Source organism: Streptomyces sp. NPDC001700, from assembly GCF_053596435.1.
The window spans coordinates 34,778-58,444 of sequence record NZ_JBSFGE010000039.1 but is presented as its reverse complement, the minus strand read 5'-3'; the positions used below and the strand labels follow the sequence as shown (position 1 = coordinate 58,444).

Annotated in this window: 18 protein-coding genes; 10 read left to right on the top strand and 8 right to left on the bottom strand. The window is 73.3% G+C overall.

Translation table 11 applies throughout. The annotated features are described in order from the left end of the window. Positions 1-192: 192 nt before the first annotated feature. On the top strand, positions 193-2,706 hold the full coding sequence (locus ACWC5C_RS39930) for a SpoIIE family protein phosphatase (protein ID WP_450883904.1): 2,514 nt from the start codon (positions 193-195) through the stop codon (positions 2,704-2,706). Between the two features lie 177 nt (positions 2,707-2,883). Further along, the gene (locus tag ACWC5C_RS39925) at positions 2,884-4,200 is read left to right on the top strand and encodes a GAF domain-containing protein (protein WP_450883902.1); all 1,317 of its coding nucleotides are present in this window, start codon (positions 2,884-2,886) and stop codon (positions 4,198-4,200) included. Between the two features lie 10 nt (positions 4,201-4,210). On the opposite strand, the gene aspA is transcribed toward ACWC5C_RS39925, so the two are convergent. From aspA to ACWC5C_RS39905, 4 genes are all read right to left on the bottom strand, one after another. Then, positions 4,211-5,614, bottom strand: a complete 1,404-nt coding sequence (gene aspA, locus ACWC5C_RS39920) for an aspartate ammonia-lyase (protein ID WP_450883900.1) — start codon at positions 5,612-5,614, stop codon at positions 4,211-4,213. 43 nt (positions 5,615-5,657) lie between these two features. Next, a complete protein-coding gene (locus ACWC5C_RS39915) occupies positions 5,658-6,692 on the bottom strand; it encodes an asparaginase (protein WP_450883920.1) in 1,035 nt (344 codons plus the stop codon). An 85-nt stretch (positions 6,693-6,777) separates the two neighbouring features. Next, positions 6,778-8,241, bottom strand: a complete 1,464-nt coding sequence (locus ACWC5C_RS39910; RefSeq protein WP_450883898.1) for an amino acid permease — start codon at positions 8,239-8,241, stop codon at positions 6,778-6,780. A 29-nt stretch (positions 8,242-8,270) separates the two neighbouring features. Next, positions 8,271-8,930, bottom strand: a complete 660-nt coding sequence (locus ACWC5C_RS39905) for a FadR/GntR family transcriptional regulator (RefSeq protein ID WP_450883918.1) — start codon at positions 8,928-8,930, stop codon at positions 8,271-8,273. 250 nt (positions 8,931-9,180) lie between these two features. Between ACWC5C_RS39905 and ACWC5C_RS39900 the strand changes: the two genes are divergently transcribed. The 6 genes from ACWC5C_RS39900 to lnt all read left to right on the top strand — a co-directional run bounded on the left by ACWC5C_RS39900 (position 9,181) and on the right by lnt (position 18,664). After that, positions 9,181-10,488 (top strand): enolase C-terminal domain-like protein, encoded by a 1,308-nt coding sequence (locus ACWC5C_RS39900; RefSeq protein ID WP_450883916.1) that lies wholly within the window; start codon positions 9,181-9,183, stop codon positions 10,486-10,488. A 521-nt stretch (positions 10,489-11,009) separates the two neighbouring features. After that, the gene (locus ACWC5C_RS39895; RefSeq protein ID WP_450883896.1) at positions 11,010-12,038 is read left to right on the top strand and encodes a sugar ABC transporter substrate-binding protein; all 1,029 of its coding nucleotides are present in this window, start codon (positions 11,010-11,012) and stop codon (positions 12,036-12,038) included. Beyond that, positions 12,035-13,549, top strand: a complete 1,515-nt coding sequence (locus ACWC5C_RS39890) for a sugar ABC transporter ATP-binding protein (protein ID WP_450883894.1) — start codon at positions 12,035-12,037, stop codon at positions 13,547-13,549. The genes ACWC5C_RS39895 and ACWC5C_RS39890 overlap by 4 nt, the downstream gene beginning before the upstream one ends. 24 nt (positions 13,550-13,573) lie before the next feature. Next, complete coding sequence (locus ACWC5C_RS39885) at positions 13,574-14,584, top strand: ABC transporter permease (protein WP_450883892.1); 1,011 nt, start codon at positions 13,574-13,576, stop codon at positions 14,582-14,584. Between the two features lie 37 nt (positions 14,585-14,621). After that, the gene (locus ACWC5C_RS39880; protein WP_450883890.1) at positions 14,622-17,063 is read left to right on the top strand and encodes a SpoIIE family protein phosphatase; all 2,442 of its coding nucleotides are present in this window, start codon (positions 14,622-14,624) and stop codon (positions 17,061-17,063) included. Continuing rightward, a complete protein-coding gene (gene lnt, locus ACWC5C_RS39875) occupies positions 17,060-18,664 on the top strand; it encodes an apolipoprotein N-acyltransferase (protein ID WP_450883888.1) in 1,605 nt (534 codons plus the stop codon). Before ACWC5C_RS39880 ends, lnt begins: the two co-directional genes overlap by 4 nt. On the opposite strand, the gene ACWC5C_RS39870 is transcribed toward lnt, so the two are convergent. Together ACWC5C_RS39870 and ACWC5C_RS39865 are read right to left on the bottom strand one after the other, a co-directional pair. Then, positions 18,639-19,541 carry a Gfo/Idh/MocA family protein gene (locus ACWC5C_RS39870; protein WP_450883886.1) on the bottom strand — a complete coding sequence of 301 codons (903 nt, stop codon included), beginning with the start codon at positions 19,539-19,541 and terminating at the stop codon, positions 18,639-18,641. The genes lnt and ACWC5C_RS39870 overlap by 26 nt on opposite strands. 33 nt (positions 19,542-19,574) lie before the next feature. Next, positions 19,575-20,774, bottom strand: a complete 1,200-nt coding sequence (locus ACWC5C_RS39865; protein ID WP_450883884.1) for an FAD-dependent monooxygenase — start codon at positions 20,772-20,774, stop codon at positions 19,575-19,577. A gap of 75 nt (positions 20,775-20,849) precedes the next feature. Here ACWC5C_RS39865 and ACWC5C_RS39860 point away from each other — a divergent pair, with 75 nt between their 5' ends. Both ACWC5C_RS39860 and ACWC5C_RS39855 read left to right on the top strand, forming a co-directional pair. Then, on the top strand, positions 20,850-21,503 hold the full coding sequence (locus ACWC5C_RS39860) for a TetR/AcrR family transcriptional regulator (RefSeq protein ID WP_450883882.1): 654 nt from the start codon (positions 20,850-20,852) through the stop codon (positions 21,501-21,503). A gap of 40 nt (positions 21,504-21,543) precedes the next feature. Further along, entirely contained in the window at positions 21,544-22,056 is a 513-nt protein-coding gene (locus ACWC5C_RS39855) for a DinB family protein (protein ID WP_450883880.1), read from the top strand. Between the two features lie 14 nt (positions 22,057-22,070). Here ACWC5C_RS39855 and ACWC5C_RS39850 read toward each other — a convergent pair whose 3' ends face one another. Then, positions 22,071-22,532: a hypothetical protein gene (locus tag ACWC5C_RS39850; protein WP_450883878.1), complete on the bottom strand. Its 462-nt coding sequence runs from the start codon at positions 22,530-22,532 to the stop codon at positions 22,071-22,073. A gap of 107 nt (positions 22,533-22,639) precedes the next feature. Continuing rightward, entirely contained in the window at positions 22,640-23,620 is a 981-nt protein-coding gene (locus ACWC5C_RS39845) for a helix-turn-helix transcriptional regulator (RefSeq protein WP_450883876.1), read from the bottom strand. Between the last annotated feature and the right edge of the window lie 47 nt (positions 23,621-23,667).

Genomic DNA, 23,667 nt, shown 5'->3' with positions numbered 1-23,667 from the left:
AAAACGGGGGGCGAGCCCGGTGGGCCGACTGCTGAGCGTTATCGTCGATCCCGTTCCGCGTATGCCGATATTCAGCCACCGATGGCATACTTGAACGCGCGACCAAATGGGTTCACTCCCCGCCAGGGGCGCGGCGGTGGAGGCCGTCATCTGCCCATGGCGGAAGTCCGAGGGCAAGGGTGAGATGACCACATGACGCGACCGGACACGCCGCCGCACGAGCAGCCCGTCCGGTCGGACGACCTCATCGACGAGGCGTCCACAGCCAGGGCCACTGTCGACGGGCACGGCATCGTCACCCAGTGGAACGAGGGGGCCGCAGGGCTGCTCGGATACCGGCCCGAGGAGATCGTGGGCAGATCGGCCGCCGTTCTCCTCGCCGACGAGGGCAATCCGCGGCCCGTGGCCGAAACCCTGCGCGACCTGAGTCCGCCCGACCGGTTCCGTGGCCGGGTGGCGCTGCTGCACCGCGACGGCTCCCGGGTGACAGCCGGGCTGCTGGCCCACCGCGTCACCGCGCCCGCCAACGCCACCGACGCCGCCGCTCACGCCGCTGACACCCCCGATGACGCTCCCCGTGACGTCACCGAATGGCTCATCGTCTCCCCGCTCCCCCGGCCGGAACGGCCGCTGGCGGACGAGGAGTTGCTGAGGCACTGCTTCGCCCAGGGGCCGTGCACGATGGCGGTGTACGACACCGGGCTGCGGCTGCGCTGGGCGAATCAGGACATGGAACGGGTGCTGGGCCTCACCCAGGAGGAGATCCGCGGGCTGCGGATCCCGGAGATCACCCCCGGGCCCGAGGCGGAGGAGACCGAGGAGCGGATGCGCCGGGTGCTGGAGACCGGCGAGGAGCAGCACATCGAGCTGTTCCTGCGGATGCCCGGCCACGACCGCCCGGTCGCCTGGTCGACCTCGCTGGCCCCGCTGCGGGACGGCGAGGGCCGGGTGGCGGCCGTGATGCTGTCCGCGCACGACCGGACCCCGCAGCACACCACCCGGCGCCGTCTGCTGCTGCTCAACGAGGCGAGCAACCGGATCGGCTCCACCCTGGACATCGAGCGGACCGCGCAGGAGCTGGCCGATGTGGCCGTCCCTGAGCTGGCCGACTTCGTGACCCTCGATCTGCTGCCCTCGGTGCACGGCGGCAGCGAACCGCGCCCGGGCCCCCTGACCAGCCATGTCATGCTGCGGCGGGTCGCCGCCCGGTCGGTGTTCGCGGGCACCCCGGAGGCCGTGGTCGAGGTGGGGAAGGTGGCCGCGTACCCGGACTTCTCCCCCGCCGCCGAATGCCTGAAGGCGGAGCGGGGGCTGCTGAACCGGGTGACGGACCCGGCGGTCTCCCGGTGGGCGGCGCAGGCCCCGGACCGGGCCGAGATGATCCATCAGTTCGGCTTCCACTCCACGATGGCCATCCCGCTGCGCGCCCGCGGCACCACCCTCGGCGTGGCCACGTTCTCCCGGCACCAGCGCCCCGAGCCGTTCGAGGAGGACGACCTGCTGCTCGCCGAGGAGATGACGGCCCGGGCGGCGGTCTGCATCGACAACGCCCGCCGCTACACCCGGGAGCGCAACACCGCCCTGGCCCTGCAGCGCAGCCTGCTGCCACGGACCCTGCCGCACAGCGCGGCCGTCGAGGTCGCCTCCCGCTATCTGCCCGCGGGCCCGCAGGCCGGGGTGGGCGGCGACTGGTTCGATGTGATCCCGCTGTCCGGGGCGCGGGTCGCGCTGGTGGTGGGCGATGTGGTCGGCCACGGGGTGCAGGCGTCGGCGACCATGGGACGGCTGCGTACGGCGGTCCGTACCCTCGCCGATGTCGACCTGGCCCCCGACGAGCTGCTCACCCATCTCGACGACATGGTCAACCATCTGTCCGCGGAGGCGGAGACCGCCCAGGGCCCGGCGGCCGCTGGGGCCATCAGCGGGGACATCGGCGCCACCTGTCTGTACGCGGTCTACGACCCGGTCTCCCGGCGCTGTTCGATCGCCCGCGCGGGCCATCCGCCGCCCGCCGTGGTGTCCCCCGACGGTTCGGTGGACCTGCTCGACCTGCCCGGCGGCCCGCCGCTGGGGCTCGGCAGCCTGCCGTTCGAGACGGTCGAGGTGGAGCTGGCCGAGGGCAGCCTGCTCGCGCTGTACACCGATGGCCTGATCGAGTCCCGCGACCAGGACGTCGACCGGGCGCTGGACACGCTGCGCTCCGCGCTGGCCCAGCCCGCCGACTCGCTGGACGCCCTCTGTGACGTCGTGATCAGCAAGATGCTGCCCAGCCGCCCGGAGGACGACGTGGCGCTGCTGCTCGCCCGCACCCGGGCCCTGGACGCCGACCACGTGGCGACCTGGGACCTGCCCGCCGACCCCTCGCTGGTGGCGCAGGCCCGCCGGGACGTCTCCGCGCAGCTGGCGGCGTGGGGGCTGGAGGACGCCGTGTTCACCACCGAGCTGGTGGTCAGCGAGCTGATCACCAACGCCATCCGGCACGCCAAGGCGCCCATCCAGCTGCGGCTGATCCATGACCGCACCCTCATCTGCGAGGTGTCCGACGGCAGCGGCACCGCGCCGCATCTGCGCCGGGCCCGCACCTTCGACGAGGGCGGCCGCGGCCTGCTGCTGGTGGCGCAGCTGACCCAGAGCTGGGGCACCCGGCAGACCGGCAGCGGCAAGACGATCTGGGCTGAGCAGTCCCTCTCCCCCACCGACTGCTGACCGCGACCGGGGCGCCACGTCCGTACACTTCACTACAATCGGCGGCAAGCAGCCCTGGTCGTCATGGACTTGAGGCCGCACCATGGCATGCGGCGTCCGGCTTCCGGCGGACGCCGCTGCCCGCCGCCGTGGCGGGGCGGCCTGCATCATTCGCGGCGGAACGAAAGGCCGCAATCCATGCGAACTGAAGCCACGCGCCCGGGCGACCCCCTGGCCGCGCTGAGCCCCGCCGAGTCGGCCCGGCTGATGGCCGTCATACGGGACGCCGCGCTGAGCCGGGGCAGGCTCCCGCTGCCCGCGCGCCCGGTGATCGGCCAGTCCTGGGACCGGATGCTGCGGCTCGGCCTCGACCCGGACCGGGGCGACGACCGGGGGCTGCTCAGTCTGGACGAGCTGGAGCGGCGCAGGCAGGCGACGCGGCTGGCCGATGTGCTGCCGACCCTGCACAGCGGGCTGCTGGAGGCGGCGGAGGCGGCCCAGCACATCATGATCATCGCGGATGCCGACGGCCGGGTGCTGTGGATCGACGGCCATCGCGGGATCCGCCGCCACGCGGAGGGGATCGCCCTCACCGAGGGCGCGCACTGGGCCGAGGAGACGGCGGGGACCAGCGGGATCGGCACCGCGCTCGCCGTCCGGGCCCCGGTGCGGGTGCACTCCGCGGAGCACTTCGTCCGCGCCTTCCACACCTGGAGCTGCGCCGCCGCGCCGGTGCGCGATCCCCGGGACGGGCAGCTGCTCGGCGTCATCGACATCAGCGGGCCCGCGCCGACGGCCCACCCCACCGTGCTCTCCCTGGTCACGGCGACCGCCCGGTGGGCCGAGGGCGAACTGCGGCTAGCCCACAGCCGCGAGCTGGACGCGCTGCGCGCCCTCGCCGCGCCCGTCCTCGCCCGCATCCCCGGCAAGGCCGCCGTGGTGGACCGGCACGGCTGGGTCGCCGCCGTCACCGGCGTCAGCCCCCGGGACCACCGGCTGCCGCTGCCCAAGGCGGCGCGGGAGGCGCCGTACGGGCCGGTCTGGCTGCCCGCGCTGGGTACGTGCGCGGTGGAACCGCTGCCCGGCGGTCATCTGCTGCGGGTGCTCGACGGCGAGGACGGCGACCCGGCGGCGCCCGCCGGTCCGGGCCACCTGGTGCTGGACGTACGCGACCGGCACCACTGGTCGCTGACCTTCTCGGGCCCCTCCGGCACCTGGACGCACGGGCTCAGCGCGCGCCACGCCGAACTGCTGCTGGTGCTCGCCGCGCACCCCGAGGGGCGCACGGCGGCGCAGCTCGCCGACGACCTGTTCGGCGACCCGACGCGTACGGTCACGGTGCGGGCGGCGATGTCGCGGCTGCGCGGACGGCTCGGGGCGGTGCTCACGCACCGCCCCTACCGGTTCGCGGACCGGATCCGCGTCGAGGTGCGGGGGCCGGACCGGCGGCAGGATCTCCTGCCGTTCAGCGTGGCCCCGGCGGTCGCCCGGCTGCGGACCGCGCCCGTCTTCTAGCGCGTACGTCCTAGCGCGTGCCCGCGACCTCCTCCGGGCTCAGCACCTCGGCGAGGCGCTCGGCGGGCAGCAGGCCCTTCTCCAGGACGAGTTCGGCCACACCGCGCCCGGTGGCCAGGGCCTCCTTGGCGATGCTGGTGGCCGCGCTGTAGCCGATGTACGGGTTGAGTGCGGTGACCAGGCCGATGGAGTTCTCGACGGTGGCGCGCAGCTCGTCGGCGTTGGCGGTGATGCCGGAGACGCACCGGTCGGCGAGGACCAGGCAGGCGGCGCGCAGGTGGGTGACGCTCTCCGAGAGTGAGTGCAGGATGATCGGCTCGAAGGCGTTGAGCTGGAGCTGTCCGGCCTCGGCGGCCATGGTGATGGCCACGTCGTTGCCGATCACCTCGAACGCCACCTGGTTGACGACCTCGGGGATGACCGGGTTGACCTTGCCGGGCATGATGCTCGAACCGGCCTGCACCGGCGGCAGGTTGATCTCATTGAGCCCGGCGCGCGGACCCGAGGAGAGCAGCCGCAGATCGTTGCAGCTCTTGGACAGCTTGACCGCGATCCGCTTGAGAACGCCCGACAGATGGACGAACGCCCCGCAGTCCTGGGTGGCCTCCACCAGGTTCGCGGCGGTGATCAGCGGCAGCCCGGTGATGTCCTCCAGATGCCCGCGAGCGGCCTCGGCATAGCCCTTGGGGGCGTTGAGGCCGGTGCCGATCGCGGTCGCGCCGAGGTTGATCTCGTGCACCAGGCCGGAGGCCTCCAGCAACCGGCTCTGGTCCTCCTCCAGCATCACGGCGTACGAGGAGAACTCCTGGCCGAGCGTCATGGGCACCGCGTCCTGGAGCTGGGTGCGGCCCATCTTCAGGATGTCGCGGAACTCCTCGGCCTTGGCGGCGAAGGCGAGCCGCAGCGTCTCCATGGCCGCGTGCAGCTCACGGACGGCGATGATCGTGGAGACGTTGACGGCGGTCGGGTAGACGTCGTTGGTGGACTGGCTGAGGTTGACGTCCTCGTTGGGGTGGAGGATGCCGTACTCGCCCTTTTCGTGGCCGAGGATCTCCAGGGCCCGGTTGGCGATGACCTCGTTGGCGTTCATGTTCGTCGAGGTACCGGCGCCGCCCTGGATCACGTCCACGGTGAACTGGTCGTGCAGTTCACCTCGGCGTATCTCCTGGCAGGCCGCGGCGATGGCGTCGGCCTTGAGCGAGGAGAGCAGGCCCAGGTCCTCGTTGGCGCGGGCCGCTGCCTCCTTGACGGCCGCCAGGGCGCTGATCAGGTGCGGGTAGGCGGCGATGGAGGTGCCGGTGATCGGGAAGTTCTCGCAGGCGCGCAGGGTGTGGATGCCCCAGTACGCGTCGGCGGGGACGTCGCGGTCGCCGAGCAGGTCGTGTTCGCGGCGTGAGCCGGGGTCAGCGGTCATGGCTGTGCGTGGTTCCTTGCGAGTGAGGGTGGGAACGGGCGGATCAGGCCGTGGGCAGGGCGAAGGCGTCGGTGGCCTGGAGCCGGCCGACCGTGGAGTCGCCGCCGACGACCGGGGCGGTGGCGAACTCGGCGAGGACGTCGGGCGCTATGCCGCAGTGGGCGAGCGCGGCCGCCGCCACCGGCATCCGGGCGCGGTCGGCGCCGTCGGCGATCTTGACGACGACGGCCCGGCCATCGGACAGCCCGGCCAGCTGCACGCCCTCGAAGCCGTCCTTGGCGAGCAGCCCGGGGACCTTGCGCATCAGCCGGGCGACGTCCCGGTCGTCGCCGGACGCCATCTCGGGGTAGGCGCGCATGGCGTCCGCGACCCGGCCCTCCGGGGTGTCCGGGGCGGCCGAGGCGATGGCGGCGGCGGCGCGGGCGAGGCCGAGCGGGGAGACGGAGAACAGCGGCGCGCCGCAGCCGTCGATGGTCACCTGGGCGACCCGCTGTCCGGTCAGCTCCTCCACGGTCTCGGCGATCACCTGCTGGAGCGGGTGGGCCGGGTCGAGGTAGTCCTCCAGCGACCAGCCGCGCAGCTTCGCCGTGTACAGCATCGCGGCGTGCTTGCCGGAGCAGTTCTGCGCCAGCCGGGAGGGCTTGCGGTCGGCGCGCAGCCACGCCTCGCGCATGGCGGAGCCGTACGGCAGGTCGGGGGTGTTGCGCAGCTCGTCCTCGGTGAGACCGGCCTCGTCCAGGATGCGCCGGGCCCCGGCCAGATGGGTGTCCTGGCCGGAGTGGCTGGCGGCGGTGAGCGAGAGCAGCGCGCCGTCCAGCGGCAGCCCGGCGCGCAGCAGCGCGACGGCCTGTACGGGCTTGAGCGCGGAGCGCGGGTAGAACGCGGCGTCGATGTCGCCGGTCTGGAACGCGACCTTGCCGTCGGCGGCCAGCACGACCGCCGACCCATGGTGCACGCCCTCGATCACACCAGCGCGTACGACATGGGCGACCGGCACATGGCGGGGTTCGCGGATGACGGGGGGCTCGGCCGGGGTGGGGCGAGCGTCGTCGGTGTGCGGCCGGGGGGTGTGATTCATGGTGGTGGTGTTGCTCCGGTCGTCGGGGTGGTTCACGGGTTGGTTCATCGGCCTGGTCCGGGGGTTTCCCCGGCGCCGGGCCGGTCTATTCCTTGGTCGCCGCCGCCTCGTCGCGGACGGATTGCACCCGGCCCCTGGTACAGAACCAGCCGATGACCAGGGCCAGCGCGATACCAGGGAGCGCCATCACGGTGAGTCGGCTGGGTCCGCCGTCGGCCCACATCAGGACCATGACGGAGAGGAGGAAGCCGAGGGTGACGATCTCGGTGTACGGCGAGCCGGGGAGCCGGTAGCTGGGCCGGGTGACGTGACCGGCCTTGGCGCGGCGCCAGAAGAGCAGATGGCAGATCATGATGATCGCCCAGGTGGAGAGGATGCCGAGCGCCGCGAAGTTGAGCACGATCTCGAACGCTTCCTTGGGCACGACGAAGTTGAGGCCGACGCCCAGCACACAGACCGCGGAGGTGAGGAGGATGCCGCCGTAGGGCACCTGGGTGCGGCTCATCTTGCCGGTGAACTTGGGCGCGGAGCCCGCCATGGCCATCGAGCGCAGGATGCGGCCGGTGGAGTAGAGGCCGGAGTTGAGGCTGGACATCGCGGCGGTCAGCACGACGAGGTTCATCACATCGCTGGCCGCGGGCACCCCGAGCTTGGAGAGCACGGTGACGAAGGGGCTCTGGTCGCCGGAGTAGGCGTCGGAGGGCATCAGCATGGAGAGCAGCACCACGGAGCCGACGTAGAAGACGGCGACGCGCCACATGATGGAGTTGATCGCCTTGGGCATGATCTTCTCCGGCTCCAGGGTCTCGCCCGCGGCGACGCCGACGAGTTCGACGGAGGCGTAGGCGAAGACGACGCCCTGGATGACCAGCAGCATGGGCAGCGCGCCGTGCGGGAACAGGCCGCCGTGCTCGGTGATCATGCTGGGCCCGGTGGCCTGACCGTCCACCGGGTGTCGGCTGACCAGCAGGAAGATGCCGATCGCCATGAAGAGGACGAGCGCGCCGACCTTGATGATGGCGAACCAGAACTCCAGCTCACCGAAGATCTTCACGGAGATGAGGTTCACCGTCAGCACGACGGCGAGCGCGATCAGCGCGATCACCCACTGCGGTATGTCGGAGAACATGCCCCAGTAGTGGGTGTACGTCGCGACGGCGGTGATGTCGGCGATGCCGGTGGTGGACCAGTTGAGGAAGTACATCCAGCCCGCGACGTAGGCGCCCTTCTCGCCGAGGAACTCCCGGGCGTAGGAGACGAACGCGCCCGAGGACGGCCGGTGCAGCACCAGCTCGCCGAGCGCCCGCACCACCAGGAAGGCGAAGAGGCCGCAGACCGCGTACGCCAGGGCCAGCGAGGGCCCGGCGTCCTTCAGGCGCCCTCCGGCGCCGAGGAACAGCCCGGTTCCGATGGCACCGCCGATGGCGATCATGTTGACATGCCGGGCCTTGAGGGACTTGCTGTAGCCGGCGTCGCCGGCATCGACATGCTGGGGCTGATCGGGCCCTTCGCCGTGGCGTTCTTCCTGCCGGAGGGACTGCTCGCTCACGCCTGCTGTCCGCCTTCCGTTGGTATGCATCACACGCCGTCCGCCGAAGCGGGGCGCACGATGGAGGTCAGGGTGGTCTCGACCCGTTCGAGGTGGTGGGTCATCGCCGCCACCGCGTCGTGTTCGGACCCGTCGGCGAGCGCCTCGACGATCGCCCGGTGTTCACGGTTGGACTGCTCCCGGCGGCCGCCGAGTTCGTTGAGAAACGCCGACTGCCGTGCCAGGGCATCGCGGATCTCCTCGATGACCCTGCGGAAGACCGGGTTCTGCGCCGCCTGGGCGACGGCGAGATGGAACGTGGTGTCCATCGCCACCCAGGCGGTGGTGTCGGTTTCCCGCTCCATCCGGTCCAGCAGATGGGAGAGGTGGTCGAGATCCTCGACGGAGCGGCGCAGTGCCGCGTAGCCCGCGACGGGGATCTCGATGTGCCGACGCACCTCCAGCAGGTCGCTCGCGGCGTAGTCCCCGAAGGTGGGGTCCTGTACCGGACCGCTGGAGATGACGAACGTGCCCTTGCCGGTGCGCGAGGCGGTGAGCCCCATGGTCTGCAGGGCCCGCAGGGCCTCGCGGAGCACCGGGCGGCTCACCTCCAGGCGACGGCACAGCTCGACCTCGGAGGGGAGTTTGTCCCCCACCGCGTAGTCGCCGCGCTCGATGGCACCCCGGAGGTGGCTGAGGACCGCTTCCATGGCACTCACGCGACGAGGAAACGATTCAGCGCCTGTCTGGCTGTCTGACAAGTTCACCCGAGGATCCTCAGCTGTGCGCCAAAGCGTTGTCAAGGCTTCTGATGCGGCGAATGATTCGGCCGCGTCGCGAATGAATCCAGCCAGCCTGTGCCCTGTTTGCCCACATATGGACTTTTCGCCCTTCGGGTCGGAGACTGCGATTGAGGGGCTGCCGAGAGGGCTGCTGATGGCCGCACGCACGGCGACGAGGATGAAGACGACGAGGACACGGATCACGGCGCTCGATACCCATGACATCCGCTTTCCCACGTCGCGCTGGCTCCATGGGTCGGACGCCAGCCACCCCGACCCGGACTACTCGACCGCGTACGTGATCGTCCGCACCGACGCCGGGGACGGGCTGGAGGGGCACGGCTTCTGCTTCACCATCGGCCGCGGCAACGAGGTCGAGGTCGCGGCCATCGACGCGCTGCGCCCCCGGCTGGTCGGCACCGAGCTGCCCGGTCTGCCCGCCGGTCTGGCCGACGTCTACCGGGCGCTCGCCGACGACGGGCAGCTGCGCTGGCTGGGCCCGGAGAAGGGCGTCACCCACATGGCGGTCGCGGCGGTAATGAACGCCCTGTGGGACCTCACCGCCAAGCGGGCCGGTAAGCCGCTGTGGAAGCTGCTGTCCGATCTGCCCCCGGAGGAACTGGTCGCCCTCGCCGACTTCCGCTACCTCGCCGACGCGCTGACCCCCGACGCCGCCCTGCGGATCCTGCGCCGCGCCGCCCCCGGCAAGGCCGGGCGCGAGGCCCGGCTGCGGGCCGAGGGCTACCCCGCGTACCTCACCTCCTGCGGCTGGCTCGGCTACGACGACGACCGGCTCGCCCGCGCGGCGCGGGCGGCCGTCGCCGACGGCTTCACCCAGATCAAGCTGAAGGTCGGCGCCGACCCCGGCGACGACCTCCGGCGCTGCCGGATCGCCCGCGAGGCCATCGGCCCCGGCATCCGGCTGGCGCTCGACGCCAACCAGCGCTGGGAGGTCGGCGAGGCGGTCGAGCGGACCCGGGCGCTGGCCCCCTTCGCCCCGTACTGGATCGAGGAGCCGACCAGCCCGGACGAGATCATCGGGCTGGCCGCGATCCGTCGCGCCGTCGCACCCGTGAAGGTCGCGGCGGGCGAGCACGTGGCGAACCGGGTCATCTTCAAACAGCTGCTGCAGGCGGACGCGCTCGATGTGCTCCAGCTGGACGCCTGCCGGGTCGGTGGCGTCAACGAAAACCTCGCGATCCTGCTGCTGGCGGCGGAGTTCGGGGTGCCGGTGTGGCCGCATGCCGGCGGTGTTGGGCTGTCCGAACTGGTCCGGCACCTGGCCATGTTCGACTACGTCGCGGTCTCGGGGACCCGGCGGGACCGGGCCATCGAATACACCGAGCATTTGCATGAGCACTTCCTCGACCCGGCGATCGTCACCGCGGGCCACTACCAGGCCCCCACGACCCCCGGCTTCAGCTCGGCCCTGCGCCCCGAGGCGCTACGGACGTACGCGTACCCGGACGGCGCGGCCTGGGCGTAGGGCCTGCGGCGGCCTGTCCCCTACCCGCCCCTTCCCGAACCAGGGGGCTCCGCCCCCTGACCCCCGGACGCCCTCCGGGCGTGTGTCCTCAAGCGCCGGACGGGCTGATTCTCCAGCCCGTCCGGCCCTTGAGGACCAGGACCCGGGACAGAGCACCCCACACCCCCAACCCGTCCGGCCCTTGAGCACCAGGACCCGGGACAGAGCACCCCACACCCCCAACCCGTCCGGCCCTTGAGGACCAGGACCCGGGACAGAGCACCCGCACCCCCAGCCCGTCCGGCGCTTGAGGACCGGGGCACGGGGCGGAGCCCCGGATCGGGAAGGGGCGGGGTGGGGAAAAACCCGCCACCCCAACAGACGGCACCCCCAGCCCGTCCGGCGCTTGAGGACCGGTTGGGGGAAGGCCCCGGTGGGGCGGTTGCGCGGCGTGGCCCGCCTGGTGTGCGGGCCCGGCGGTCGTATGGTCACAGCCGGGGAGGTCTTCGAAAGCCGTTCCGCGACCTGGAGCCGGGAGCACGATGCGCACGACGCGCCACCGCCTCGCCACCGCCGCCATGGCCCTCGTGCTGGTCGGCGGCCCCGCCGCATCGGGCTGTTCCGAGGGGGACAAGGGCGGGCGGCGGGTCGGCGTCGTGGTGCCGTTCCTCACCTCGCCGTTCTGGGAGGCGTACGACCGCGACATCCCCCGGCAGGCCGCCAAGGTGGGCGTCCGCGTGCTGCCGACCGTGAACTCCAACAACGACGCGAGCCGCCAGGTCGGCGACATCCGCAATCTACTCGCCCAGAACATCGACGGCCTGGTCGTCTCCCCCATCGACTCCGCCGCGATCGTCACCGGCCTGAGGGCCGCGCAGCGGCGCGGCGTCCCGGTCGTGGCCGTCGACGTGGCCCCCGACCGGGGCAAGGTGGCGATCGTGGTGCGGGCCGACAACCGGGCGTACGGGGAGAAGGCGTGCCGGAGCCTCGGCCGGGCCGTCGGCGGACGCGGCAAGGTGGTGCAGATCGAGGGCGACCTGGCGTCGGTCAACGGCCGCGACCGCACCGCCTCGTTCGACCAGTGCATGCGGCGCCACTATCCGCACATCCGGATCCTCGACATCGCCGCCGGATGGCAGGCGGACAAGGCGGCGGCCGGGCTGGAGGCGCTCTACAGCGCCAATCGCGACATCAAGGGCATCTATCTGCAGGCCGGGGGCGTATACCTCGCCCCCACGCTGCGTACGCTGCAGCGCCACCGGGCGCTGCACCCGGCGGGCCACCGGGGCCATATCGCGATCGTCTCCAACGACGGGATCCCGCAGGAGCTGGACGCCATCCGCAAGGGGTGGATCGACGCGACCGTCTCGCAGCCCACCGACCTCTACGCCCGGTACGCCATGGTCTACATCAAGCAGGCCATGGCCGGGAGGCCGTTCCGGAAGGGGCGGACCGATCACGGCAGCACCATCGTCGAGGTGCGGCCCGGCATCCTGGAGGATCAGCTTCCGGCGCCGCTGGTGACCCGGGCCAATGTGAACGACCCGGGGCTCTGGGGCAACAACGAATGACCACCGAACGGCCACCGCTGTGCGAGGCGCGCGGGCTCACCAAGCGGTACGGGCCGACGGTGGCCCTGCGGGACGCGGGCATCACCGTACGGGCGGGCGAGACCCACGCCCTGGTCGGGCGCAACGGCGCGGGCAAGTCCACGCTGGTCGCCGTGGTCACCGGGCTGGAGCGGCCGGACGCGGGCACGGTGTGGTTCGAGGGCGAGCCCGCCCCCGCCGCCGCGGACCGGGCGGCCTGGCAGCGCCGGGTGGCCTGCGTCTACCAGCAGTCCATGATCATCAACGAGCTGACGGTCGCGGAGAACCTGTTCCTGGGCCATCAGCCGGTCCTCCCCCGCACCTCGGTGATCAGCTGGCGGCGGACCCGCCGCCGGGCCCGCGCGCTGCTGGACGCCTGGGGCGTGCCCGTGCACGAGGGCGCGCGGGCCGGGGATCTGAGCGTCGAGGACGCCAAGCTGGTGGAGATCGCGCGGGCGCTCTCCCGGGGCACCCGCTTCGTCATCCTGGACGAGCCCACGGCGCAGCTCGACAGCCGGGCGACGGCACGGCTGTTCGCGCGGATGCGGCGGCTCCAGGACGCCGGGGTCACGTTCCTGCACATCTCGCACCATCTGCGCGAGGTGTACGAGATCTGCCAGGCCGTCACCGTCTTCCGGGACGCCCGCAGGATCGTCACCGCGCCGGTCGGCGAACTGCCCACCCGGGCCCTGATCGAGGAGATGACCGGCGAACCGGCCGCCCCCGCCCGGCCGGGCAAACCTCCCCCACCCGTCCCCGGGGGCGAGGTGGCGGTACGGGTCGAGCGGCTGAGCGGCGCGTACTTCCACGACGTCAGCCTCACCATCGGGGCCGGTGAGGTGGTGGGGCTGGCCGGGCTCGCGGGCTCCGGCAGCCATCAGCTCGGCGAGGCGCTGGCCGGGCTGCACCGGCCGACCGCCGGGCGCATCGAGGTCTTCGGCCGTCCGCTGCGGCTCGGCAGCGTCACCTCGGCGCTCGCCGCCGGGGTCGGCTGTCTGCCGCGCGACCGCCGTGCGCAGGGGCTGATCCCGCTGCTGTCGGTGGCCGACAACATCACGCTGCCCATCGGCGACCGGCTCGGCCCCCGGGGGCTGATCCGGCCGTCCGCGCGGGACGCGGTGGCCCGCCGGGCCATCGAACGGCTCGGCATCACCACCCGGGGCCCGGCCCAGCGGGTGACCGCGCTGTCCGGCGGCAACCAGCAGAAGGCCGTCATGGCCCGGGCGCTGGCCACGGATCCCCGGGTGCTGGTGCTGATCGACCCGACGGCGGGGGTGGACGTACGGTCCCAGCGCGATCTGCTGGAGACCGCGCTGCGGGCCCGGGCCGAGGGGCGCGCGGTGCTGATCGTCTCCGATCAGCTGGGGGATCTGCGGGCCTGTGACCGGGTGGTGGTGATGGTGGGCGGCTTCATCACCGTCACCCACCGGGCGGGCTGGACGGACCGGGAACTCGTCGCCTCGATCGAAGGGGTCACCCTCGGCCATGAATGACCTCATCCACGAACAGCCTCGCTCATGAATGACCTCGCCGAGGGCGCGCCGCAGGCGACCCGCGCCCGCCGCCTCGTCCCGGTCCGGATCCGCGATCTGGCGCTGCTGCCCGCCGTCGTCCTGCTGCTGATCATCGGCGCGGTCGGCAACCCCGACTTCCTCGACCGGGACAACCTGGTCAACATCCTGGGCGCGTCCTCCGCGCTCGGGCTGCTGGTGCTCGCCGAGGCGATGATCCTCATCAGCGGCCGGATGGACCTCTCGCTGGAGTCGATCGCGGGCCTGGCCCCCGCCCTCGGCTTCCTGGTCGTCATCCCGGCCGCCTCCGCGGGCTTCGGCACCGAGCTGCCCACCTGGGTCGGGCTGCTGCTCATCCCGCTGGCGGGGGCGGCCATCGGGGCGGTGAACGGCGCGCTGATCGTGGGGCTCGGGCTCAACGGGTTCATCGTGACCCTGGCGATGAACATCGTGCTGCGCGGCGTCCTCATCGGCCTGGTCTCCGGCAGGACGCTGTTCGACGCGCCGGACGCGTTCTTCGCGCTCGGCTCGCGGGAGTGGCTGGGGGTGCCGGTCTCGGCGTGGGTGACCGCGCTGTGCTTCGCGCTGGCCGGGTTCGTCCTGCGCTACCACCGGCTCGGCCGCGCGGTGTACGCGATCGGCGGCAACGCCCCCGCCGCCCGGGCGGCGGGCATCCGCACCGCGCGGGTCGGCTGGACGGTGCTGGTGGTCGGCGGGGCGCTGGCGGGGCTGGCCGGGCTGGTCATCGCGGGGCGGGTCGGCGCGGTGGGCGCCAACCAGGGCAGCGGTCTGATCTTCACGGTGTTCGCGGCCGCGGTGATCGGCGGGATCAGTCTCCGCGGCGGCCGGGGTTCCCTGCTCGGCGCGCTGCTGGGCACCCTGTTGCTGGGCATGCTGGAGAATCTGCTCACCCTCGCCCAGGTGTCCTCCTTCTGGATCCAGGCGATCTACGGCGGGATCATCCTGCTCGCACTGGTCGTCGCACGGCTGACGACTGGGGAGGCCCAGGAGTCATAGTATTAAGGGAAATGTCTCCGCAGATGGGACGGGTGCGATGGCCATCCCCGAGGGAATCGCGCCGACCGAAGCGCATGTCCCGTTCGACATGGCCGATGCGGCGACGGCCCTGCTCGACGCCACGGGGACCGTCGTCGGCTGGACCACAGCGGCGGAACGGCTGCTGGGCTATCCGGCGCCGGAGGTGCTGAAGCGGCCCGCCGCGATGCTGCTGGCCGCGCCGGAGGACGCCGCGAAGGCGGTGTCCATCGCCGAGCAGTGCGGTGAGCACGGCGGCTGGGGCGGGCTGCTGGAGGTCCGGCACAGGTGCGGCCACCGGCTCGCGGTGGGCCTGCGGGTCTCGCCGGTGGCCGGGCTGAGCGACCGTACCTGCTGGCTGATCTCGGCGATCGACGTGGCGACGATCCCGACCTGGGCGGTCAGCGGATCGCTGCTCCAGGCGTTCCTGACCCGCTCCCCCATCGGGATGGCCGTGCTCAGCCCGGACCTGCGGTACGTATGGATGAACGACACCCTGGAGCGCTACGGCGGCGTCCCGCGCGACCAGCGGCTGGGCCGACGGATGGCGGACTCGCTGCCGGGCCTGGACACCGAGGCGCTGGAGGCGAAGATGCGCCAGGTGCTGGAGACCGGCGTCCCGGTGATCGACTACGAGTACCGGGGCTGGACCATGGCCGAGCCGCACCACGAGCACGCGTACTCGACCTCCTTCTTCCGCCTCGACAACGCGGACGGCCATCCGGTCGGCGTCTGCTACATGGGCATCGACGTCACCGACCGCTGGCGGGCCCGGGAGCGCCTCGCCCTGCTCAGCGAGGCCAGCGAGCACATCGGCAGCACCCTGGACGTGATGCGCACCGCGCAGGAGCTGGCCGAGTTCGCGGTGCCCCGGCTCGCCGACTTCGTCACCGTCGACCTGCTGGACTCCGTGCTGCGCGGCGAGGAGCCCCCGGCGCAGCGGACCCGGCACCTCCCCCCGTTCCGGCGGGCGGGCCAGGCCTCCATCCACGAGGGCTGCCCGGAGTCCATCGCGACGCCCGGGGACGCGGTCGCCATCTCCCCGGCGTCGCCGTTCGCGTGCAGCTTCCTGGAGGGCGAGGCGATCCTCGACCCGGAGCTGGACGCCTCGCTGGACGCGTGGACGGGCGACGACCCGGCGCGGACCCGGAAGGTCCACGAGTTCGGGATGCGCTCCCTGATGGTGGTCCCGATCTGTGCGCGCGGCACCATCCTGGGTGTGGCGTCGTTCGTCCGCACCCGGCATCCGGACCCCTTCGAGCCGGACGATCTGGTGCTCGCCGAGGAGCTGGTGACACGGGCCGCGCTGTGCGTGGACAACGCCCGCCGCTACAGCCGCGAGCACACCGCGGCCCTCGCGCTGCAGCGCAGCCTGCTGCCGCACGACCTGTCCGGCGGGCAGGCGCTGGAGGTGGCCTCGCGCTATCTGCCCACCGACGCGCGCAACGGGGTCGGCGGCGACTGGTTCGACGTCATCCCGCTGTCCGGGGCCCGGGTGGCGCTGGTGGTCGGCGACGTGGTCGGGCACGGCATCACCGCGGCGGCCACGATGGGGCGGCTGCGCACCGCCGTGCACACGCTCGCCGACATGGACCTGCCGCCCGAGGAGCTGCTGGCCCACCTGGACGACCTGGTCATCCGGCTCACCGAGGAGGAGTCGGGGCAGGAGGGGGTGGGCACGGCGGTGCTGGGCGCCACCTGTCTGTACGCGGTGTACGACCCGGTCACCCGGCGGTGCACGATGGCCCGGGCCGGGCATCCGCCGCCCGCGGTGGTGGACCCCGGCGGCTCGGTCTCCTATCCGCCGCTGCCCGCCGGTCCCCCGCTGGGGCTCGGTTCGCTGCCGTTCGAGTCGGCGGAGCTGGAGCTGCCCACGGGCAGTCTGATCGCGCTGTTCACGGACGGCCTCATCGAGACCTGCGACCAGGACATCGACGTCGGGCTCGGGCGGCTGAGCAACGCCCTGGCGCAGCCCGGGCTGCCGCTGGAGGAGCTGTGCTCGACGGTCGTCGACGCCCTGCTGACCCGTCCGCAGTCGGACGACGTGGCGCTGCTGCTGGCCCGTACGAACGCGCTGGGCGCCGGGCACGTCGTCTCCTGGGACCTGCCCTGCGACCCGGCCGTGGTCGCCAACGCCCGCTCGCTCGCCGTCCACCAGCTCGCCGAATGGGGTCTGGAGGAGCTGGTGATGACGACCGAGCTGATCGTCAGCGAGCTGGTCACCAACGCGATACGGCACGGCACCGGCCCCATCCGGCTGCGGCTGATCCGGCATGACGTGCTGATCTGCGAGGTCGCGGACGCCAGCAACACCTCGCCGCGGCTGCGCCACGCCCGGACCACCGACGAGGGCGGCCGCGGACTGTTCCTCGTCGCGCAGATGACCCGCCGCTGGGGCACCCGCTACGCCGAGGGCGGCAAGCTCATCTGGGCCGAGCAGGACCTTCCGGGTGCGGCATGAGGCACGCTCCGGCGCGTCCCCGCCCTATCCATGATCGGCTTCCTCGCGCACACTGGTCCCATGCCAACGGGAGGGGGGCATCCGGCGTGCGTGGCGAGGTGCGGAGGCGGTGGCTGGCCTCCCGTTGGGGGCGCGGCGGGGCCGCGGTGGTCGCGGGCGCGCTGCCCGCGCTGGCGTTTCCCGCGCCGTCGCTGTGGTGGTTCGCGTACGTCGCCCTGGTGCCCTGGCTGCTGCTGATCCGCTCGGCGCCCACGCTGCGGCGCGCGGCGTACGACGGCTGGCTGGGCGGGGCCGGGTTCCTGCTCGCGGCCCACCACTGGCTGATGCCGAGCCTGCATGTGTTCATCGTGCTGCTGGCGCTGCTGCTGGGCGTGTTGTGGGTGCCGTTCGGCGCGGTGACGCACCGGCTGCTGCACGGCTCTCCGGGGCCGGGCCGGGCGGGCGCCGCGCTGGTGGTGCTGCCGTCCGCGTGGCTGCTGGCCGAGCTGGTCCGGTCCTGGCAGTACCTCGGCGGGCCGTGGGCGCTGCTGGGGGCGAGCCAGTGGCAGGTTCCCGCCGCGCTGCGGCTGGTGTCGGTGGGCGGGGTGTGGCTGGTCGGCTTTCTGCTGGTCCTGGTGAACGTCGCGCTCGCCCTGCTGATCGCGCTGCCCCGGGCCCGTACCGTCGCGGTGGCCGGGCTCACGGCGTGCGGTGCGGCGGCGGCCGGGGGGTGGGCGTGGGCGCCGGTGCCGCAGGAGAGCGGGACCGCGCGGATCGCGGTGGTGCAGCCGGGTGTGATCAAGGGGCCGGAGCCGCGTCTTGAGCGCAGCGTCGAGCTGACCCGGCAGCTGGCCGCCCGCCATCCGGATCTCGTGGTGTGGGGCGAGTCCAGCGTCGGCACGGATCTCGGCGACCGGCCGCGGCTGGCGAAGCGGCTGGGCGGGCTGTCCCGTTCGGTGGGCGCGGATCTGCTGGTCAACGTGGACGCGCGGCGCAGCGATATGCCGGGCATCTACAAGAGTTCGGTGCTGATCGGGCCGGAAGGGCCGACCGGCGCCCGCTACGACAAGATGCGGCTGGTGCCGTTCGGCGAATACGTTCCGGCCCGAGGGCTGCTGGGCTGGGTCACCTCGGTGGGCAAGGCGGCCGGTGAGGACCGGCATCGCGGAGTCGAGCAGACGGTGATGCGGCTGCCGGGGGGCCTGCGGATCGGTCCTGAGGTCTGCTTCGAGTCGGCGTTCCCTGACATGAGCCGCAATCTGGCGCGGCACGGGGCGCAGGTGCTGGTCGTCCAGTCGGCGACGTCGACGTTCCAGCAGAGCTGGGCGCCCGAGCAGCACGCCACACTGGCCGCGCTGCGCGCCGCGGAAACCTGGCGGCCGATGGTGCACGCGACGCTGACCGGCACGAGCGCGGTCTTCGGCCCGCGCGGCGAGCCGGTGGGCGAGCGGATGGGTACGGGCACCAGCGCGGCGGAGGTCTACTCGGTGCCGCTGGCGGAGGGCACCAGCCCGTACGCGCGGACCGGGCCGCTGACGGTGTACGCGGCGCTGGCCGCGCTCGCGGTGTACGGGGCGACGGAGGCGGTCCGGGTGGTCAGGCGCCGTTCACCGCGTCGCTGATCACCCGCTCGCACAGTTCATGGGTGCGCAGCGCGTCCGAGGCGTCGAGCCGCCTGCCGGTGCGCACGGCGTCCAGGAAGGCGTCGGTGATCTGCTCGATGCCGCGCTGCCGGGCGACCGGCACCCAGTCGCCGCGGCGGCGCACGCTCGGCTGCCCCTTGTGGTCCGTGATCTCGGCGAGGTTGGCGACCTGCCGCTTGGTGTCCTGCCCTGAGACCTCCAGGACCTCCTCGGTGGACCCGCTCATCCGGTTCATCACGCCGAGCGCGGTGAACCCGTCGCCGGACAGCTGGAGCACGACGTGGTGCAGCAGCCCGTCGCACATCCTGGCGCGTACGTCGATGTGGTCGACCGGGCCGGGGGCGAGGAAGCGCAGGGTGTCGACGACGTGGATGAAGTCGTCCAGGACGAGGGTGCGCGGGTCCTCGGGCAGGCCGACGCGGTTCTTCTGCATCAGGATCAGATCGCGCGGATGGTCCCGGCACTGCGCGTACCCGGGGGCGTAGCGCCGGTTGAAGCCGACCATCAGGCTCACCTCGCGGTCCTCGGCCAGCCGCACCAGCCGCTCGCTCTGCCCGAGTTCGTAGGCGAGCGGCTTGTCGACGTACGTGGGCACCCCGGCGTCCAGCAGCCGGGTGACGAGCCCGGCGTGCTCGGCGGTCGGGGCGTGCACGAACGCGGCGTCGAGGTCCGCGGCGAGCAGTGAGTCGAGGCCGGTGTGGCGCTGGGCCTCAGGCACCCGGTGGGTGTCGGCGACCCGCTGGAGGGTGGCCGGGGTGCGGGTGTGCAGATGGGGCTCGAGACCGGGCCGCGCCATGAGCACGGGCAGATAGGCCTTCTGTGCGATGTCGCCGAGACCGATGCAGCCGACCCTCACGATGCCTCCTGGTGTTCGGTGGCCGTGTCCACCCTATGCGGCCTCCCGGGCGACGGGGGCCGGGGGCCGCCAGTCGGCGATCCCGTCGAAGCCGCGCAGCAGCAGCCCGGGGGCGAGGCGGGTGGCGGCGGCGAGGGCGGTGTTACGGAAGCCCACGGCGGGGGCGCTCGTGAGGGAGAGCGCGCGGGCGGAGCGCGCGGAGCGGCGTACGACGCCCATGGTGCGCGGCAGCCGGGCGCGGGTGTACGCGGCGAGCGCGGCGGCCGGGTCGGCGGCCCGGGCCTTCAGGGCCGGTGCCAGATGGTGGGCGAGGACGACGGCGTCCTCGATGGCCTGGTTGCCGCCCTGCCCCAGGGTGGGGGCCATGGCGTGGGCCGCGTCGCCGAGGAGGGCGGTCCTGCCCCGGTGGTAGGCGGGCAGCGGTTCGGTCATGTGCAGGACGTCATGGCGCGGGACGGCGCCCGGTTCGGTGGCCGCGAGGATGTCGGGGACCGGCCGGTGCCAGTCGCCGAAGAGCCGGAGCAGTTCGGCCTTCTCGCCGCCCGGGGCGCGTCCGCCGGGCGCGGTGAAGGCCGCCGCGTACGCGTAGACCCTGCCGTCCCGCAGCGGCTGGCTGCCCCAGAGCAGCCCCCGGCCCCAGGTCTCATGGGGTGCGAAGGGGCGCCCGAGGGTGGGCACGACGACGCGCCAGGTGGTGAATCCGGCGTAGCGGGGCCCGGGGTGGCCGGGGAACAGCGCGCGGCGGACCGCCGAGTGGACGCCGTCGGCGCCGACCACGAGATCGGCCTCGTACTCCCCGTCCGCCGTGGCTACCCGGGCCGGGCGGCGGTCGTCGCCGGGGTCGGTCAGCTCGGCGGGGGCGCCGGTGCGTACGCATCCCCCGGGCAGCCGGGAGGCGAGCAGTTCGACGAGGGTGGCGCGGTGGAGCAGCACCACCGGGCCGCCGAACCGCTCGGCCGCCGCAGCGCTGTCCATCCGGGCCAGCCAGCGCCCGCCGGGGGCGCGCAGCCCGCCGCCGCCCTGCCAGGCGGCCAGGGCGCGGACGTCGTCGCCGAGGCCGACGGTATCGAGGGCGCGCTGCGCGTTGGGCGCCAGGGCGATCCCGGCGCCCACGGGGTCGAGCGTTGCGGCGCGCTCCAGGACGGTGACGGACCAGCCGCGTTGGTGCAGGGCCGCGGCGGCGGTGAGCCCGCCGACTCCGGCGCCGATGACGACGGCTCGGGGCTGTTCCATGATTCCTCCCGTTGCACTACAGGTGTAGTGACACCGAGGCTACTACACCTGTAGTGCGGGCGGTAGGTTGGCCGTATGACCGCTGCCCACACCTCCGCCCGCGCCGCCGCACCGGGTGGATCCCGCGCCGAGCTGATCGCCGACACCGCCCTCGCCCTGCTGGCCGAGCGCGGTATGCGCGGGCTGACTCACCGCGCGGTGGACGAGGCGGCCGGACTCCCCCCGGGCTCGACGTCGAACCACGCCCGCACCCGCGCCGCCCTGCTCAAGGCGGCCGTCCGGCGGCTGGCCGAGCGGGAGGCGCAGGTGCTGCGGCCCGGCGAGATGCCCCACCCGGGCGACGCCGCCCTCCACGGCGGCGGCCGCCACGGTGGGGACGCCGATCCGCTCCCCGCGCTGGCCGACGCGCTCGCCCTCGCCCTGCACCGCTCGCTCACCCAAGCGCCCGACCTGCTGATCGCGCGGTACGAACTGGCGCTGGAGGCGACCCGCCGCCCCGAGCTGCGGGAGTTCTACGACGCGACGGGACGCGGCTTCCGCGAGCCGCTGGAGGCCCTGATGGCCGCCGTGGGCTCCGCCGAACCACGGCGGCACGCCCAGTCGCTGGTCGCCTGGTGCGAAGGGCAGATGTTCAGCTGCGCGGCCGGGGCCGACCATGCCGCGATCCCCGAACGCGCGGCGCTGCGCACCGGGTTCGAGGAGCTGCTGCGCGGCATGCTGAACCGATAATCCGTGGCACGGCGGAAAGCGGTGCCTCATGATGCTCGCCATGACGACTACCGAACGCCGCGACGCGCCCCGCACCGCCGATGAACGCACCAGCCTGGAGGGGTGGCTGGACTTCCACCGCGCGACCCTGGCCCTCAAGTGCGAGGGGCTGGACGACAAGCAGCTGCGCGAGATCGCCGCGCCGCCGTCCGGGCTCACCCTGCTCGGGCTCGTACGGCATATGGCCGAGGTCGAGCGGAGCTGGTTCCGGCGGGTGCTGGACGGTCAGGACGCGCCGCCGATCTGGTACAGCGACGAGGACCCGGACGGCGACTTCCGGGTCACCGAGGCGGACACCGGCGAGGCCGCCTTCGCGATCTGGCGCGACGAGATCGCCGAGGCCCGCGCGGCCGCCGCCACGCACTCCCTGGACGAGGTCGTCAGCCGCCGCGACCACGGCCACGGGGACTACAACCTGCGCTGGATCTACCTCCACATGATCGAGGAGTACGCCCGCCACAACGGCCACGCCGACCTCATCCGCGAGCGCGTCGACGGCGTCACGGGCGACTAGACCTCCACGGCCCGTCAGAGCGCGAGCCGTTGCCCCAGCCGGGCGATCGCGGCCCGCACCCGGTCGCCGTACGGATCGTCGCCCAGCGTGCCCGCGCTCGCCCGGGCCAGCGCCAGCTGGCTGCGGGCCGCCGCCTGCTGGCCGAGCTTCGCGTAGTCGGTGGCCAGGTTGAGGTGGAGGGCCGGGTAGAGGGCGCGCAGGGCGGGGGCGGCGGTGCGGGCGCCGGGCCGGTCCGCCGCGGCCAGGGCCAGCAGGTCCCACAGCAGCTCATCGGCCGGATCGTCCTGGGTGTCGGCCAGATAGTGGGCGAGCGCGCAGCGGTGGAACGCGTCCCCGTCGCCCGCGATCTCCCGCCACAGCGCGGCCAGCCGGTTGCGCGCCTCCTCGCGGTCACCGCCCCGGTGCAGCATGACCGCCTGCCCGATCCGGGTCAGCACGGCGTCGTCCTCCGGCGCCTCCCGCCGTACGTCCGCCATCCGGTCCTCCCGCCTGCACACCGCGCGGGGTCCCCCGCGTGCGGCCGACGCTAATGGCGGGGCGGGTGAACGCCCGTCAGGCGGGCCCATCGGGTCAGTCCGGCGGGTCAGTCCGGCGGCCCGTACCGCTCGGCCAGTTCGGTGACGGCGCGGGCGACGGCGGCCCGCAGCTCGGGCGGGCCCAGCACCTCGGCGTCGGTGCCCAGCCGCAGCATGTCGTGGACGGCGACGGGCAGCGACTCCACGGGCAGCACCACCCGCGCCCTCCCCCGGTCGTCGGGCGGGCCCGCCCCGGCGGCCGCCACCGCGCCGACCGCGCCGAACTGCATCGGCAGCAGCCGCAAGCCCCGCTCGGTCAGCAGCAGTTCGGCCTCGCCCCGGAAGCGCATGGCCTCCAGGGCGCTGGCCGACTCCTGCCAGGAGGCGGCGAGATCGAACCCGGCGGGGCGCTCGAAGACGTCCGTGAGCACCTCGGCGGACAGGATCCGCGCCACCCGGTAGCTGCGGATGGTGTCCTCCACCCTGGCCACCAGATACCAGATGCCGCCCTTCAGGACGAGGCCGAGCGCGTGCAGCTCCCGGTCCACCTCGCCGCGCCAGCGCCGGTAGCGCACCCGCAGCACCCGGCTCCGCCATACGGCCTCGGCGGCCGCCGCGAGGTACGGCACCGGCTCGGCGTCCCGGAACCAGCCGGGCGCGTCGAGGTGGAAGCGCTCCTGGATGCGGCGCGACCGCTCGTCCAGCTCGGGCGGCAGCGCGGCGCGCAGCTTGAGCTGGGCGGTGGTGAGGTCCGCGCCGAGGCCCAGTTCGGCGGCCGGTCCTGGCATTCCGGCGAGGAAGAGCGAATCGGCCTCGTCGCCGGTGAGCCCGGTCAGCCGGGTGCGGTAGCCGTCCAGCAGCCGGTAGCCGCCCGCCGGACCCCGGTCGGCGTACACCGGCACGCCGGACGCGCTCAGCGCGTCGATGTCGCGGTAGACGGTACGGACCGACACCTCCAGCTCCGCGGCGATCTCCGGCGCGGTCATCCGGCCCCGGTTCTGCAGCAGAAGGAGCAGGGAGAGCAGGCGGTCGGCACGCATACGGTCCATTGTGGCGCCGTACCTGACAGAAGGTGTCAGGTACGGCGGGCAGAGTC

What these genes read in the sequence shown, in the direction of transcription:
- ACWC5C_RS39915 (WP_450883920.1), bottom strand. Translation starts at nt 6,692, where the DNA reads ATGAATCACACCCCCCGGCCGCACACCGACGACGCTCGCCCCACCCCG.
- ACWC5C_RS39905 (WP_450883918.1), bottom strand. Translation starts at nt 8,930, where the DNA reads ATGGAAGCGGTCCTCAGCCACCTCCGGGGTGCCATCGAGCGCGGCGAC.
- ACWC5C_RS39885 (WP_450883892.1), top strand. Translation starts at nt 13,574, where the DNA reads ATGAATGACCTCGCCGAGGGCGCGCCGCAGGCGACCCGCGCCCGCCGC.
- lnt (WP_450883888.1), top strand. Translation starts at nt 17,060, where the DNA reads ATGAGGCACGCTCCGGCGCGTCCCCGCCCTATCCATGATCGGCTTCCT.
- ACWC5C_RS39855 (WP_450883880.1), top strand. Translation starts at nt 21,544, where the DNA reads ATGACGACTACCGAACGCCGCGACGCGCCCCGCACCGCCGATGAACGC.
- ACWC5C_RS39880 (WP_450883890.1), top strand. Translation starts at nt 14,622, where the DNA reads ATGGCCATCCCCGAGGGAATCGCGCCGACCGAAGCGCATGTCCCGTTC.
- ACWC5C_RS39895 (WP_450883896.1), top strand. Translation starts at nt 11,010, where the DNA reads ATGCGCACGACGCGCCACCGCCTCGCCACCGCCGCCATGGCCCTCGTG.
- ACWC5C_RS39925 (WP_450883902.1), top strand. Translation starts at nt 2,884, where the DNA reads ATGCGAACTGAAGCCACGCGCCCGGGCGACCCCCTGGCCGCGCTGAGC.
- ACWC5C_RS39850 (WP_450883878.1), bottom strand. Translation starts at nt 22,532, where the DNA reads ATGGCGGACGTACGGCGGGAGGCGCCGGAGGACGACGCCGTGCTGACC.
- ACWC5C_RS39860 (WP_450883882.1), top strand. Translation starts at nt 20,850, where the DNA reads ATGACCGCTGCCCACACCTCCGCCCGCGCCGCCGCACCGGGTGGATCC.
- ACWC5C_RS39890 (WP_450883894.1), top strand. Translation starts at nt 12,035, where the DNA reads ATGACCACCGAACGGCCACCGCTGTGCGAGGCGCGCGGGCTCACCAAG.
- ACWC5C_RS39865 (WP_450883884.1), bottom strand. Translation starts at nt 20,774, where the DNA reads ATGGAACAGCCCCGAGCCGTCGTCATCGGCGCCGGAGTCGGCGGGCTC.
- ACWC5C_RS39900 (WP_450883916.1), top strand. Translation starts at nt 9,181, where the DNA reads ATGAAGACGACGAGGACACGGATCACGGCGCTCGATACCCATGACATC.
- ACWC5C_RS39930 (WP_450883904.1), top strand. Translation starts at nt 193, where the DNA reads ATGACGCGACCGGACACGCCGCCGCACGAGCAGCCCGTCCGGTCGGAC.
- ACWC5C_RS39845 (WP_450883876.1), bottom strand. Translation starts at nt 23,620, where the DNA reads ATGGACCGTATGCGTGCCGACCGCCTGCTCTCCCTGCTCCTTCTGCTG.
- aspA (WP_450883900.1), bottom strand. Translation starts at nt 5,614, where the DNA reads ATGACCGCTGACCCCGGCTCACGCCGCGAACACGACCTGCTCGGCGAC.